13 protein-coding genes are annotated in these 14784 nt (G+C 41.0%); 5 read left to right on the plus strand and 8 right to left on the minus strand.

The window, feature by feature from the left end:
• Positions 1-118 precede the first annotated feature (118 nt).
• Both E0E32_RS07295 and E0E32_RS07300 read left to right on the plus strand, forming a co-directional pair.
• Positions 119-1138, plus strand: coding sequence for a FecCD family ABC transporter permease (locus E0E32_RS07295; RefSeq protein ID WP_066188577.1), 1020 nt, complete (start codon positions 119-121; stop codon positions 1136-1138).
• The gene (locus E0E32_RS07300; protein ID WP_066188580.1) at positions 1135-2136 is read left to right on the plus strand and encodes a FecCD family ABC transporter permease; all 1002 of its coding nucleotides are present in this window, start codon (positions 1135-1137) and stop codon (positions 2134-2136) included. Before E0E32_RS07295 ends, E0E32_RS07300 begins: the two co-directional genes overlap by 4 nt.
• Positions 2137-2173: 37 nt before the next feature.
• On the opposite strand, the gene E0E32_RS07305 is transcribed toward E0E32_RS07300, so the two are convergent.
• The 3 genes from E0E32_RS07305 to E0E32_RS07315 all read right to left on the minus strand — a co-directional run bounded on the left by E0E32_RS07305 (position 2174) and on the right by E0E32_RS07315 (position 6211).
• On the minus strand, positions 2174-3859 hold the full coding sequence (locus E0E32_RS07305; RefSeq protein WP_165444983.1) for a methyl-accepting chemotaxis protein: 1686 nt from the start codon (positions 3857-3859) through the stop codon (positions 2174-2176).
• A gap of 218 nt (positions 3860-4077) precedes the next feature.
• Positions 4078-4998, minus strand: coding sequence for a fumarylacetoacetate hydrolase family protein (locus E0E32_RS07310; RefSeq protein ID WP_066188586.1), 921 nt, complete (start codon positions 4996-4998; stop codon positions 4078-4080).
• Positions 4999-5092: 94 nt separating this feature from the next.
• Entirely contained in the window at positions 5093-6211 is a 1119-nt protein-coding gene (locus E0E32_RS07315) for an MFS transporter (RefSeq protein WP_286171838.1), read from the minus strand.
• Positions 6212-6442: 231 nt separating this feature from the next.
• On the opposite strand from E0E32_RS07315, the gene E0E32_RS07320 reads away from it, so the two are divergent.
• Entirely contained in the window at positions 6443-7288 is an 846-nt protein-coding gene (locus E0E32_RS07320) for an AraC family transcriptional regulator (RefSeq protein ID WP_286171798.1), read from the plus strand.
• Between the two features lie 88 nt (positions 7289-7376).
• On the opposite strand, the gene E0E32_RS07325 is transcribed toward E0E32_RS07320, so the two are convergent.
• The 4 genes from E0E32_RS07325 to E0E32_RS07340 form a co-directional block, all read right to left on the minus strand.
• Positions 7377-9059, minus strand: a complete 1683-nt coding sequence (locus E0E32_RS07325) for a glycoside hydrolase family 2 protein (protein ID WP_066188595.1) — start codon at positions 9057-9059, stop codon at positions 7377-7379.
• Positions 9060-9389: 330 nt separating this feature from the next.
• The gene (locus tag E0E32_RS07330) at positions 9390-9998 is read right to left on the minus strand and encodes a CAP domain-containing protein (protein WP_165444984.1); all 609 of its coding nucleotides are present in this window, start codon (positions 9996-9998) and stop codon (positions 9390-9392) included.
• A gap of 55 nt (positions 9999-10053) precedes the next feature.
• Positions 10054-11037, minus strand: coding sequence for a Gfo/Idh/MocA family protein (locus tag E0E32_RS07335; protein WP_066188607.1), 984 nt, complete (start codon positions 11035-11037; stop codon positions 10054-10056).
• Between the two features lie 88 nt (positions 11038-11125).
• The gene (locus E0E32_RS07340; protein ID WP_130859408.1) at positions 11126-12484 is read right to left on the minus strand and encodes an MATE family efflux transporter; all 1359 of its coding nucleotides are present in this window, start codon (positions 12482-12484) and stop codon (positions 11126-11128) included.
• A gap of 473 nt (positions 12485-12957) precedes the next feature.
• On the opposite strand from E0E32_RS07340, the gene E0E32_RS07345 reads away from it, so the two are divergent.
• Positions 12958-13182 (plus strand): Fur-regulated basic protein FbpA, encoded by a 225-nt coding sequence (locus E0E32_RS07345; protein ID WP_066188610.1) that lies wholly within the window; start codon positions 12958-12960, stop codon positions 13180-13182.
• Between the two features lie 734 nt (positions 13183-13916).
• On the opposite strand, the gene E0E32_RS07350 is transcribed toward E0E32_RS07345, so the two are convergent.
• A complete protein-coding gene (locus tag E0E32_RS07350) occupies positions 13917-14234 on the minus strand; it encodes a MerR family transcriptional regulator (RefSeq protein ID WP_066188619.1) in 318 nt (105 codons plus the stop codon).
• Between the two features lie 166 nt (positions 14235-14400).
• Here E0E32_RS07350 and E0E32_RS07355 point away from each other — a divergent pair, with 166 nt between their 5' ends.
• Positions 14401-14688, plus strand: coding sequence for a HesB/YadR/YfhF family protein (locus E0E32_RS07355; protein WP_130859409.1), 288 nt, complete (start codon positions 14401-14403; stop codon positions 14686-14688).
• The last annotated feature ends 96 nt before the right edge of the window (positions 14689-14784 follow it).

Consider the following 14784-nt stretch of genomic DNA (forward strand, 5'->3'; position numbering starts at 1 on the left):
CAATTAAAAAGTCAATCCTTTTGCTATAATGAGTAAGCGCTAGTATACTAATGAATGGATCCTGACATCCAAACAAGTAAATTCAACATTTTTCATAGTATATAAAGAAGGGGCTATCATGACATCAAAATCGATTATTATACATAAGAAAACAAGCATTGCTTTCATTTTTATCGGTATGCTGGTCTTAATGGCCTCTATGATTGCGTCAGCCGTCTATGGGGCATCTGATATTCACTTCACGACTGTATGGGAAAGTCTTATTCAGTTTGATAGCGGAAATTCGCAGCATCTCGTCATACGTGACATACGCTTACCTAGAAGTGTCGGCTCCGCTTTCGTGGGGGCTTTTCTAGCAGTGGCAGGGGCGATTATGCAAGGAATGACCAGAAACCCACTAGCATCACCTTCTATTATGGGGGTGACCGATGGGGCAGCACTTGGTCTAGTAGTGGTGATGGCCTTTTTTCCTGCTGTTTCTTTACTCGGACAAACCTTTGCCGCCTTTGTTGGTGCAGGAATCACGGTTATTATCGTATTTTTAATTGGAAATCTATCCAAAACAGGTTTAACCCCAGTCAAATTAGCCTTAGCTGGTGTAGCAATAGGAACGTTTGTCCAATCGATCTCTTCCATTATTTCTTTGCATTTTCAATTGGAAAAAGAAATTAGTTTTTGGATCGCCGGGGGGCTCGCCAATGTATCATGGTCTTCTGTAGTTGTCCTCATCTGCACTGGGATGATTGGTCTAGTTATTGCTTTTTTTATCTCTAACTCACTGACACTGCTCAGTTTGGGAGATGATGTCGCTACGGGTCTGGGGCAACGGAACATTCTTATTAAAGCATTTGCTATTATTGCTGTATTTATGCTAACAGGAGCTGCGGTTACCACAGCCGGCGCGGTTGGTTTCATTGGATTAATCGTACCTCACATCGTCCGTTTTTTGGTGGGTACAGCTTATAAATGGATTATTCCTGCTTCCGCTATTTTTGGTGCCGTGTTGCTTGTTGTCGCTGATATCCTGGCACGAATGGTAAATGCGCCATTCGAGACGCCAGTTGGAGCGATCACCTCGATTATCGGGGTACCATTCTTCCTCTATTTAGCCAGAGGCAAAGGAGGGAAACAGCTATGACAAGAAATAAATACATGCTGCTGATTATCGGTCTAATTATTGCTATTATCGCTAGTGGGTTAGTCAGCTTAAACCTAGGCGTTATTTCGATTTCTCCACTGGAAGTATGGAACACGATCACTGGTCATGGCACCAGCCAGCAGGAGCTAGTGCTCTTCCGTTTTCGCTTACCTGGGATTATCTTGGCTGTTTTGATCGGCATGGGGCTAGCCGTTTCTGGAGCAGTATTGCAATCTATTACCCAAAATGAGCTAGCCGAACCTGGAATTATTGGCATCAATGCTGGAGCTGGGTTATCGATTGTCCTATTCATCTTCTTTTTCCAACAAAATATTAGCTTGGAATCAAGTCTTTCGATATTTATCATGCCTGCCTCCGCGTTAATTGGGGCCTTTATTGCTGCTTTGATCATTTATTTATTATCATGGCGTAACGGGATTAGTCCAATCCGTCTGATACTGGTTGGAATTGGGGTTAACGCTGGATTTCATGCCGCTTTAATTATTTTTCAATTAAAGATGAATCCACAGGATTTTAGACAGGTAACTGTTTGGCTAACTGGAGATATCTGGAGTGCAAATTGGACCTTTGTCTATGCCTTAATTCCCTGGATATTACTATTGATTCCAATTGTTATTTGGAAATCACGCACACTCAATGTAATGAACTTAACGGATCCTGTTGCCTCTAGCTTAGGTACAAGTGTAGAACGAGAACGATTATTGCTATTATTACTTGCTGTCGGACTTGCCGGCGCGTCGGTGGCTGCAGGAGGAGGTATTGCCTTTCTTGGATTAATCGCACCACACATTGCTCGTAAGTTGGTTGGCCCGTTACATCAGTTTATGATTCCCGTTTCTGCCTTACTGGGAGCATTTATTGTAGTCACTGCAGATATCCTCGCTCAGAATCTATTTGCACCGACTGCTTTACCTGTGGGAATTATTATCGCATTGATGAGTGCGCCTTATTTTATCTATTTACTGTTGAAAACATAATAAATAGCCTCCTCCTAAAAAGGAGGGGGCTGTTTGATTAGGATAGTTTAAACTTCTTCATCTCTACCTCTAATTGGTTTGCTAATTTGGACAAATGATCAGCGCTATTAGATATTTCCTCCATTGTACCAAGCGATTGTTCCGCAGAAGCAGCCGTCTCCTCGACCCCAGCCGCAGATTCCTCCGAGACAGAAGCAATTTCCTGGATCGCACCGTTCATGGTCCCACTTTGATCAATCATTTGTTTTAAATCGACAGCAACTTGTTGTATCTGTGTGACCATATCTTTAATCGATTGGTTAATGGCCTCAAACGATTGATTCGTTTCTTCCACCTGTTTGGATCCTTTTTCCACTTCTTGATAACCGATTTCCAAGGCATCGGCTACCCTGTTAGAGCCTGCTTGGATTCGTTTTGTAATCGTCGTTACCTTCTCAATTGATCGGGTAACCTGCTCGGCAAGTTTACGAACCTCATCAGCAACTACAGCAAAGCCCCTGCCTTCTTCACCAGCTCTGGCAGCTTCTATTGCCGCATTGAGCGCCAACAAATTGGTCTGTTCAGCAACTCTTTCAATCACTCCAACTAACGAAGTAATTTCCTTAGAGTCTTTATCCAGTTCACGAACCTGATCGACGGCTTCTTTCACCATCAAATGAATCATGTTCATTTGATCTAGCGAATTTTTCATCGATGTCTGTCCCTCTTCAGCATAACCTAATACTTGTTCTGATAATTGCACTGCCTCATCCGAACTATCCTCCGAATGCTGAATCGTCTGCAGAAAGGTTTCCATTTTTTCCGAAAGCTCACTTGCACTATTAGCTTGCGCCTCCGCACCATCGGCAAGCTCTTCCATCGTTGTGGCGATTTGACTGCTTCCCTCTCTTACTTCATTAGCCGATTGATCAAGTCCAGCACTTTGTTTGCTAACTTGTGAGGTAACCGACTGTGCATTTTGCAACAAGGAACCCAGTCTTTGTTTCATTTGATTAGTGCTCTTTGTTAATTGACCGATCTCATCTTTTCGCTTCGTTTGTAAGTCCTGGCCGGTTAAGTCGCCCTCAGCGAATTGATTTAAGCTTGTGGTAATACGTTTTAAAGGGAGTCCAATATGGCGTCCCATCAATATACCAATCACAATTGCTATGACCTCAGCAGCAATCAGCACCACTGATAATTGATTTCTACTAGTTGTAAAATGGTCATTGTTTTCTTGATTTGCTGCTTCTACTTCCACCCTCATTTGATCGGATAAAGCCGTTAAATCTTCACTGGCAGGATGAAAATATTGCCCGCCCGCTTGCAGCCCCTCTTGTGCCTCTTCGTACTGTCCATTACCAACTAGCGTGATATTATTTCGTACGATTTCGGCAAAACGGCTCCAATTCTCGTCAAAATTTTGATAATACTCGCTTGATTGATTACTAAACGCAATCTGTTCAAATCCTTCTAGTAATTGATCAATTTCTTGCAAATTCTCTTCCACTACTTCTGTTGCAGCCGGGTCCTCATTCAATACCGATGTTAGCATATTCACTCTGGTATTCTCTGTCAATTTGACGATTCGGTTTAAGTCATTTAGCGGGACCACTTGTTCATTATACATATCTGTTGCATTGTTATTAATCGTAGTCAACGCCAAATAGGAACTAACACCCGCTACTATTAATATAGCTAAAATCGCTATGTATGAAACCATTAATTTACCAGTGATTTTCATCATTATCCCTCTTTATCCATCGATAGATCCTTCACCACCAAGACCTACCTATTTCACTCTCATGGAGGAATATGTGAAATCATCGTTCATTGCTAGTAAAAGGTAGCTATATAGTAACACTTTTTTTGCTTATTTTCTATCTTTTTTGATAATAAATGACTATGTTTTCATAATAGATAAGAAAACCAACAGTCCGCCAACTGCTGGTTCTATCGTTACTATGGTTTATCTACTACAATATTCTCCAATTGGCCAATTCCTTCAATCTCCATCGTTACCACGTCACCATCTTCTAATAACTTCGGTGGATCCATGGCCAGCCCTACCCCATCTGGCGTACCGGTCATAATCATATCCCCCGGCTCCAACGTGATCAAATGACTGATAAATTCAATTAAATAAGGTATATCGAAAATAAAGTGCTTCGTATTCGAAGATTGCCGCTTCACCCCGTTGACAAACGATTCGATCTTAACATTGCATGGGTCGGGCACGTCATCTTTCGTAACCAGCCACGGCCCAAAGGGAGTCGTATGATCCAAAGATTTTCCTTGTAACCATTGCGGTGTTCGTTTCTGTAAATCTCTTGCCGTCACATCATTACCGATTGTGTATCCAGCAATATGTTCTAATGCTTCTTCTTTGGAAACCTTGCTCGCCTTTTTCCCCATTACGACAGTTAATTCTACTTCATAGTCTAGCTGCTTCGTTTCTGACGACTTATGAATGGAGTCTTCTGGCCCAATGATAGCATTAGTAAATTTGGAGAAAAGCACGGGATGACTCGGAAGTTCTCTTCCCATTTCTGCCACATGATCTGCATAATTAACCCCAACACAAATGACCTTGCCAGGATTAGGGACTGGAGTCATTAGCTTCACTTCGGAGCGATTAAACATGCACGGCGTTTTATGGTGTTCAAGTTGTGCAATGATCTCTTGCGCCAATGTAATATGCAGAGCTGCATTTGCATAAAACACATCTGGTTCTGCGGCAATCGGAAAGGTATTCGAATCAATGACACCTAACTCTTTTAGTTCAGCTTGAGCAGTAGCCAGGTCAGCAACTTGTCCACCTGTCATCACGCCCATTCGACTGGTTGCAAACGGATGCTTTAAGCAATAATGCACTATTTTCATAACGATATTCCTCCTTTTTCCTTATATTAACACGACAAGGTTCGCATTACTATGAATACTATCGCCCTATACCTCCATCTGGATGACGAGCAGGTCAAGACCGACGAGTCCTAAGCCCATGATAGATGATAAGCAACACTACCCCTATGGTTGTTAGACCGCCCATTAATAGATATAACGTACTCCCGCCAAGGTGATCGATAACCCAGCCTCCTGCCAATGAGCCAATAATGCCAGATACTCCAATAAATACCGATGCGAAAATTAGATGACCAGTTCCTTGAAGCATAGCTGGAATCAAACGAGTAATATAATAAAACGCCGTCACATAAAACACGCCGAAAGTAAACCCATGTAAAAATTGTAAGGAGACAATCCATAAAGGATCCTCTACCAGACCATATACATACCAGCGCAAGGAAAAGAGCATCGCTGCACCGATAATGAAAACTAATGGATGATACTTCCTAAACCACCACCCTGCTGTAGCAAAAACAATCGCCTCACTGGTCACACCAGCAAACCAAGCGAACCCCACCATATCTTCTGAACCACCTAATGAGGCAATATAAATACCAATAAAGCTATCATTCGTCCGATGGGAGATGGTAATAAACATAATCAAGAGGAGAAAAATCACATATGGTTTGGTTTTCAATAATAGGCCGACATCTTTAAGCTGGATAGGTGGTGTCTCTACTTTTACATCCACAATACGTGTACTAACGATAAAAGCTGCCGCTGCCACAATCAAATATGGCCATACAATGTACTGAATACCTGTCCTTGCTAACACCTCTCCTACCACCAGCGAGGAAGTAGCAAAACCAATCGATCCCCATGTTCGTATCGAACCAAAAGAAACACCCAACTGATCCGCACGCCGTTGAGCCAAACTGTCACTTAAGGCTCCAACTGGTGACGAAAAGAAGAAGAAAACTGCCGCTAAAGGCAAGAGTAATGATAACGCATTCATCTGTAAAAAGAAAAAGCTGCTAACTAATACCCCGATTAAGCAAAGCATTAAAATCTTCTTAACCGTTTGATGTTTATCACTCATATAGCCCCAATAAGGCTGTGAAAATATAGCGGCTAAGGGTCCAATCGCCATGACCCAGCCAATTTCTGTACCGGAAAGCCCCTCTGCTTGCAAATACAAGGGCAAGAAACTCACGATAATCGTATTGGCACCATGAAAGCAAAATAATAGCATTCTCAAAGGTATGGTTGACTCTCCATGCGCCAAGTAATCCGCCCCTTTCTTTAATATGTACTAATAACTTTCTATTATAGGGTTTATTATGGATAAAGGGAAGGGGGAATAGCTAGAAAGAGCGAACAATCGTGTGAACGCGGGAGTTTGGAATGGCTTATTTTTATCCCATTCTTCAACTAAAAAACTCGCTTGTGATATACTTATAGATATCAATATGCAGGTATGGGGTTGATTAAATTAATGGATAAGTTAAGTATATTCGATGAACTTTCAGAACTTGTCATACTTCAAATAAATTCTTGTAACGAAGTCGTACAGCCGAATAGCTGGATCGAACGAAGACAACATAAAGATTACGACTTATGGTGTATTCAAGAAGGTCAGGTAGAAATAAATATTCACGAAAACGTATATACCGCTTCTGCAGGAGACGTTATTCTTTTTAGTCCTAAAATAGCCTATACAGCCACCACCCAAAGCAACCAGTGCCGATTTATCTATACGCACTTTCACCTTAGCTTAGGCAACCAACAACAAATATTAGACCATTTTCAATTAGCAGGTATTTTTGATCATAGCCTTGCTGTGGAGGAAATCCGTCTTTTTACAGAGACATACAATCAATATAAACAACATATACCTATGTCCGAAATGCGATTAAAAGGGTTTTTAACCATACTACTCTCCAAAATGATGGAACAACACGCCCGTCAGAACTATCAAGGTAATTTTATACAACAGACTGCCCATCAGAAGCAAACCAAATATTTGGATAAGCTTCAATCCGTATTTCACTTTGTTCATAAACACCTTCACCTGCCAATCAGAGTGAAAGAATTAGCGGCCATTGCAGGAATGTCGGAAAAATACTTTATTATTTATTTTAAACAAACACTTGGTGTAACACCGGGACACTACATTTATCAATTGAAAATGAACCGTGCCAGAGAGTTGCTATATACTAAGTGTTATTCTATTCAACAAATTGCAAATATGCTCGGATATCCTGATCCATATAGCTTCTCTAAAGCTTTTAAAAAATATTATAATGTGCCACCATCAGAGTTTGTTTAGCCTAACTATTTTAGTAGTCTATTTGATCAACCAAAACCCCCAATCGTTCGGTCAGTTATCAAACGATTGGGGGGCCTTCTCTCATTTATTAAAACGAATCTGGATAGGCATGGAATATATCTTTTACCGTATGATATGCAAGCTTTTCTCTCCGGTACGTATCCACTAACCCTTTATTATTTTGCGATTTTGGCCTTACATGAAACCAACCCGGATCCACTCTGCAGTCTGCATATTGCCACATAATCACACCGCTCATGTCTGCATCCGACAAAATGGCATTCAATTGTTCTGTCAGTGCATATTGCTGGTATTCTTCTGTCCATTTCTCTTGATGATTACTCCGATTCCCATAGATGGCACCAGCTCCGATTTCACTAATCAATAGTGGTTTACCAGCCCCATCCGAACTGTCCACAAAACGTTTCAAATGGGCTAATGCTTCAGTGACTGGCGTATCGTGATACCAGCGTGGGTATATGTTAAAAGATACAATATCAACAAGATCCAGACATAAATCAGAACCAATGTGACCTTCCAAACTAGCAAAAGATACCGGACGGCTGGAATCAAGACTTTTAATACATTCAAATTGCTTTTTATAACAATATCTACCAAACTCTGTATTACTCACACATTCGTTTAAAATTCCCCACACATAGATCGAGGGATGGTTGATGTGATGTTCAATCATTTCATGAATACAATCCAAACTTTGCCTTTCGAAGTTTTTGTGTCTCATTTGTTCTTCATTTAAACCTCTTGCATGCGCCTCCTCCCACACTAATATCCCGTTCTCATCACACAAATCCAGGAATCGTTCGTCATTTGGATAATGGCTCGTGCGAATACAATTGGCACCTAATGACTTAATTAATTCGATATCTCGATACATGGCTTCCATAGGTACTGCATTCCCAAATTCTGCATAATCTTCGTGGCGGTTTACTCCTTTGATGACCACTTTTTCACCGTTAAATAGAATATCTTTTCCGCTTACGGTTATTTCTCGAAAGCCGACTCGGTCGATTTTATCGTCGATCACCTGATCATTATAGGAAAGCTCCGCAACCATTGCATACAACTTAGGGTCTTCTAACGTGTAAGAAAGGGCACGAGGAAAAACAACATCCCTTTCTAACAATGTGTCAACATTAGAGCGAAACACTTGATCGACAAAGGAAAGCTGTTCATCACCAATCTTTACGTTTAATGTACCCTCCTTTTGTTCCTTAGAAAGATTAGATACGGTCGCACTTATCGTTGCATGCCACTGATCATCCTTCCAATATGGAATGAAATGAACATGTTTAATAAATAGCTCGTCTAACGCTTCCAACACGATTGGTCGGGTGATTCCCCCATATGAATAATAATCGTTACTTACATGTAAAGCAGACTCCTCGTGAAAAGAATTATCTACTTTTATCTCCAGTGTATGCTCTCCGTAAGGTATATCCTGTAAATTAACGCTAAATTCCGTATACGCATTATAATGGTAGGCAACCTCTTCCTGATCTAAATAAATATGTGCGGTGTGACTAATCCCTTTACATACCAAACGTACATTACCACCAAAGGTTATTTTCTTCGAATACAGAGCCTTCCCTTTGTAAGAAGACAGGTTGGGGTTACTTTCCCAACAACTAGGAACAAGCATTTGACACGCTTCTTGTTTTTCCTCATCCGCATTCAAAGTGTGGAAATCCCATATAGGGTCAAGTTGGATTTCTTTACGTACCACATGATCTTGAAATAATCTCGTATTCATATTTCCCCTCCGCTTTATTGCTGCTAGTCATACACCTTTGATAACTATTAGGATGCTTATGTTCTCCTGCCATTTAAATAGCTTTTTCCAATCAAAGGATATATCAACGATTATACAAGCGTTTTTCACACATCAACATGCCAATAAGTATGATTAACATGTCAAATAGTTTGAATGAAGGGAGATAAACAGCAAAGAAGTTACCGGTAAAGGGTGAAAGGAATAGCTTTATCCAATAAAAATAAGCATAAGCGCCTCTAAAAAAAATAAAGTGATTCATCTACCATGTTAAATAAGGAGATAAATCACTTGTATACCAAAACAACCTTCCTATCGCTGGATAAACCATTGCGTCCAATAATTCCCATCCGATTGGTATCCAACACCCAAATGCGTGAGCTCTGCGTCTAGGATATGACGGCGGTGTCCTTCACTGTTTAGCCAGCTCTCTACTACTTCTTCCGCCGATGTTTGGCCAGCTGCAATGTTTTCTGCTGACTTCACAGCCGGCACACCAAATTGTTCCAGCATATCCTGCGCCGAGCCGTACGTTGGAGAAGTATGGGAAAAATATTGGTGAGCTGCCATATCATCTGCCTTTTCCTGCGCTACACTGGCTAAAAACGAATCCATTTGTAAAGGAGAAATCCCTTGCTCTTCTCTGGCTTGGTTGGTCAGTTGCAAAACTTTTGCAGCCTGATCATTCTCTCTGGCATCCCCCATCGGACTCGTGGATGGCTGATTTGATTCATCAAAAATATTTTGCTCTCGCCCCGGTTGCACGGGAATTTCTCCTCGATCAGGTTGCCTGTCTTGTTGATAGCTAATATGTTGAGGCTGAACACCTTCGTCTTCCGGACCTAGTGAAGACTCACCACATCCCATCGCTATCACAGCGACAGCCAACAACATCAAAACGAATAAAATGGTTCTTTTCATTATCATCACCTCTAGGAATTTCCTACAGGTTTACTATGTGCGTGAGCATCCCATCTTATTCATGCCATTCTGCTAATTCTATTGCTCGTTTTTCTAATAAAGATTTTCTTGCTGCCAAGGCAACGGCAAAGCTATGCCAGCCATCCTCATAGGAGGACAAGATTTTCGAACGATCACCGGTAGCTACTGCATGTAAAAAAGCCTCACTTTCCCTGCGATACGGATTTTGTTTGGTGAGATATTTTTCTAATTTATTTGACGTTCGCTTTTCCAAATGACCTGTTTGCCAATCGATAATCCCTTGGTCGGTATATGCCTTCACCCCTACTTCGCCTACACCATCTGGCAACACCGCCGTATTACTTATTTGAACGATTACTCCATTTTCCATCGTTAATGTAAATAAGCCCACATCAGCCACCGTAACCGATGCATCCTTTTCTTTTGTGACCGCATTAGCCTCTTGGGCATAAATCGATTTCACCTCACCAAACAAGAAGCGAATCAAGTCTACAATATGTGTCGTCTGTTCATTGAATTGTCCACCTGATTGCGCTTGGTTCTTCCACCAGTATACATCAGGCATGGAGCCCATCCATTTACCGGTAACCGTACCCACCTGTACACCGGGGAGCATATCTCGGAATAATTGGATCGTATCCATATAACGAAAATGATAGCCTACCGAGGTTAGATGATTCGTTTCCTTAACTCTGTCTCTTACCTTCCTTACTTGCGCCTCTTCCACTCCCAAAGGCTTTTCCACTAAAAAGGGAATACCGTGGTCAATCAATAATTCTTCATAATTTTCGTGCCCCATCGGCGGTACACAGATATACACAGCATCCAGTTGCTCCTGTGCAATCATCGACTCCAGTGTGGCATAACCAGTCGTATCATCATATCGAGCAGCGAAATTAGCTGCCTTTTCCTCAGAAGAACCGACAAAACCGACAACTTTTACATTTTCAAACTCCTTCAAAAAAGAAATATGATGTCTCGTAAATCCACCTGTACCAACAAAACCAACTCTAATCATCGCATTTCACTCCCCTTTACTTATGATATACGTTACACAAACCCTACACTAAAGCGATTACAAAGACAAGTTTTCTCGTCGACAAGCGCTACGAGAAAATCTGCTTATTCTTCCATTTCCCGAATCGATAATAAAGAAACGCCAATAAGCTGCTAATCACAAAACTCATACCAATCCCATAGGCAATTCCTGTTTCCCCTAACCACTCGGACATCAGATAAGAAAGTGGATAACGCAAGATCCAGAAGGATAACAGATTCAAAATCATCACTTGGTACATGGCGCCAGAAGCCCTTACAATACCATTCAAGACAAAATTCACGCCAAGGAATGGATAAAAGAAGGCAATCACCATTAAATAATGAGTACCGAATTGTACGGCTCCTATTTCTTGAATAAACATGCGAATGGCCTGGTCTGCAAATAGCACCAATAAACCGGCAAACACCAGCATAATCACTGTATTATAAGCCACTCCCAATAAGGCGATCTTCCTTACACGATCCCATTTTCCCACACCGATATTCTGACCAGCCATACTGTTGACCGTCGCCCCTAAGGCTTGAGCAGGAAGCAAGATCACACTGTCTAAACGTTGCGCCGCGCTATAACCAGCAACAGCCGCTTCACCATGTGAGGTGACCACACTCATAATGGCAGCTGCCCCTGCCGAAATAATCGCCATTTGTAAACCAGATGGGATACCTAAATTCAGAATAAGCTTCACTTCTGTCCAAGCAGGTAAGTGCGGTCGCTGCCATTCGATCAGCTGGTGTCTTATCACATACCATCCACCATAGATCATCGAAAAACCTTGTGACATAATCGTAGCCACCGCTGCCCCTTGCACTCCCCAATCAAAACCAGCAATAAAAAGTGGATCTAGCACAATATTTAATAGCACCGCCAGACCAACGATGCGCAGCGGTGTCTTACTGTCACCCACCGCTCGTAACACTGTACTAATAAAATTGTAACCAACCAAAAACAAAATACCGACTGCATGGATCTGTAAATAAGTAGTTGAATCATCCAGCATGGCACTTGGTGTGCCTAAAAGCTGTAAAATAGGTTCAGCAAAAATAACACCTACTAATCCCATCAATACACCAATGCAGGTTAAGGTTACGACAAAGGCATTGATATACCTAGCCACTCCTGCTTCATTACCCTTTCCTTTTTGCTGGGAAAGAATCGTCAAGGTTGAATTATTAATACCAATCACAAAGGAAAGCACGGTAAAAATGACTACTCCAGCTATATTAACCGCACCTAGGGCATTTGCGCCGATTAAATTGCCAATCCATAAGCTGTCTACTAACTGATAAGAAACCTGCAGCAGCTGGGCTAATATAATCGGTCCCGAAAAATAAATCAAAGCTCCCATAAGATTTCCTTGTGTAAAATCCCGCTGCTTACTCAAATGATTCCCCTCCTGTTTATACAACCTGAGCCTAAGCAATAGACACCATTAGCTGAAATATGTTATGCTCCTCTGCCAGAAGAATTTTTCAGTTGATCCATTTATTTATATCAGATTTATCGTTTTCAGTTATGTTCACTATGTCATTACATGAACCGTCACATATAGTAATAATGGATCTTTTCTGCATAACAATTTCCAGTATACAATAAACCCCAGCACTTGCTACACACTTTTGCTTGGTGTTGCAAAAACAGCCTAGAAGACCCTTTACCAGATCTCCATCCCGTGATTTTTTACTTTCTTCTTTTTTTCACAGAATCTTAATCTCCTGGTAATACCATATACACAATTTTAGGGTATATTTAGTAATATGAGGGGTATAACATTTATCAAAGAAGGAAATACTTTTCTTAGAGAAGCAAAATAAACAGTAATATAAACCGTCGTTTCCACATACAATGATTATTTATGAAACAAAACAGGAGGTGAATGCAGTGGCTTTTTTGCGAGAAGCAGTAGAAATGCAGAAACTGTACCTGATTGAACAATTAATGGCAAATGGTATTGTTGAACAAAATAACAACGATTTGTATCACAAATCCATTAGTGAGATTGTACATGACTATGAACGATTTTGTTTAGAGTTCGATAAGGACCTTACACTCAAACTCTTGCGATATGACCCCAGTCAAAAAGACGAGAAGCTTAGTTTCCAATAAGCTTCTCGTCTTTTCTTATAAGCAAGGAAAGCATAATACTTAGTATAATAGGACTTGGAATGATTTTGACCTTGAACGAATGGTGGTTGGATTATGTTAAGTAGTCCACTTTTGTAGGCAGTTGACTTTGACTGTTTTTTTGTGCTGGGCAAGCCGCTCCGGGAATATGCTACGCTTTCCGTGGGGCCGGCTTCAGCTAACTAAAAAGAAGAGCACTTTTAGTGGATCTTCAGCTCGTCCTAGTCCCACAGGAGTCTCCGCATATTCCCTCCGCTAGGTAAAAGTACAACAATGCTTATCACTGTAAAGGAGGAAGCGTTCTACGTACATAGACGGTATGGTAACAAAAGAAGAAAATCGTCTACTGATTTTTTTGGCTGTGTCATGGATCATGCTACAAAATGGTCCTTTCATTTATAAAAGTCATAATGTATGACCTAATCATTCTCTGAACAAGTTTATCTAGCATGATGATGGTGCCTAGAATTCTACATCCTCGCAGTCATTCGATTGTAGTGCCACTATCCAGCGGAGGAAATAGGCGGAGAATCCTGTAAGAAAAGAGGAAAGCGGAACCTATTTTCGAAGCGCCATCTAGCACAGACAAACAATCAACTTTACTATATGAATTAGATGGACTCGTTACTTAACATAATCCAACTTATCGGCAGTTCAGTGACTTCTTTGAATGGTCTATAGAACTGGGCGTTTTGTTATTTATGGATATTTTCTTTTTACCTGTCCTTTTGAATACCAAAACGCGCATTTATTTCTCCTCTGAGCAGCGCCTTCCTTTCTTGTTTTTTCTTGGCCCGGATCATATCCTGACGAATTTCGAAGGTCTGCACACCCTCTTCGCGTTTATTGGCAATATCAATCAATAATTCCACATCTGCAAACGAGTATTTACGGTTTCCTTTTGGCGAACGCTCGGGGAATACTAGCTTCCTTTCCTCATAGTAACGGATTTGTCTTTCCGATAAACCCGTTAACTCACTCACAATCCCTATTGTTATTACCTTTCGATGTTTATAAGAAGGACTTTCAGCCATTACTAGCACCACCTGATATCATGAAATGTTAGGTAACTTTCTATATATTATATAACATCTCTGCTTATATTCCTAATTATATGTCAAGTTTCCTTACATTGTTTCTATAGGTAGCTTTCCAATCATTATTTCGTTAATATTATTAGTATAAGGAGGATTTATAATCATGAAGATGTCAATCACGAAACCAGCAGCAAAATGGTTTATTAGAGAATTAAACCTAGAAGAAGGAGAAGCCGTGCGTTTCTTTGCCCGTTATGGTGGGTTTGGTGGTGTCCATAAAGGTTTTTCGCTTGCCCTTGATAAGGCGAACCCGCATAATATTGGAGCAGAAGTAACGGAGGAAGGTATCTTATTCTTCGTGGAGGATTCCGATCTCTGGTATTTTGATCAGATGGATTTCCATATCAAATACTCACGAAAATTCGATGAGATCGAATATGTTATCGAGTAAACATTCAAAGCGTGAGATGCCGTTAGATAGTGCGTTGTCCTTGTCACTAACGGCATCCCAAGTCTTTTAACGTGCTTAATAATTTGTTCTGTTTTT

It is taken from the genome of Gracilibacillus phocaeensis (genome assembly GCF_900626275.1).
Lineage (GTDB): Bacteria > Bacillota > Bacilli > Bacillales > Amphibacillaceae > Gracilibacillus > Gracilibacillus timonensis.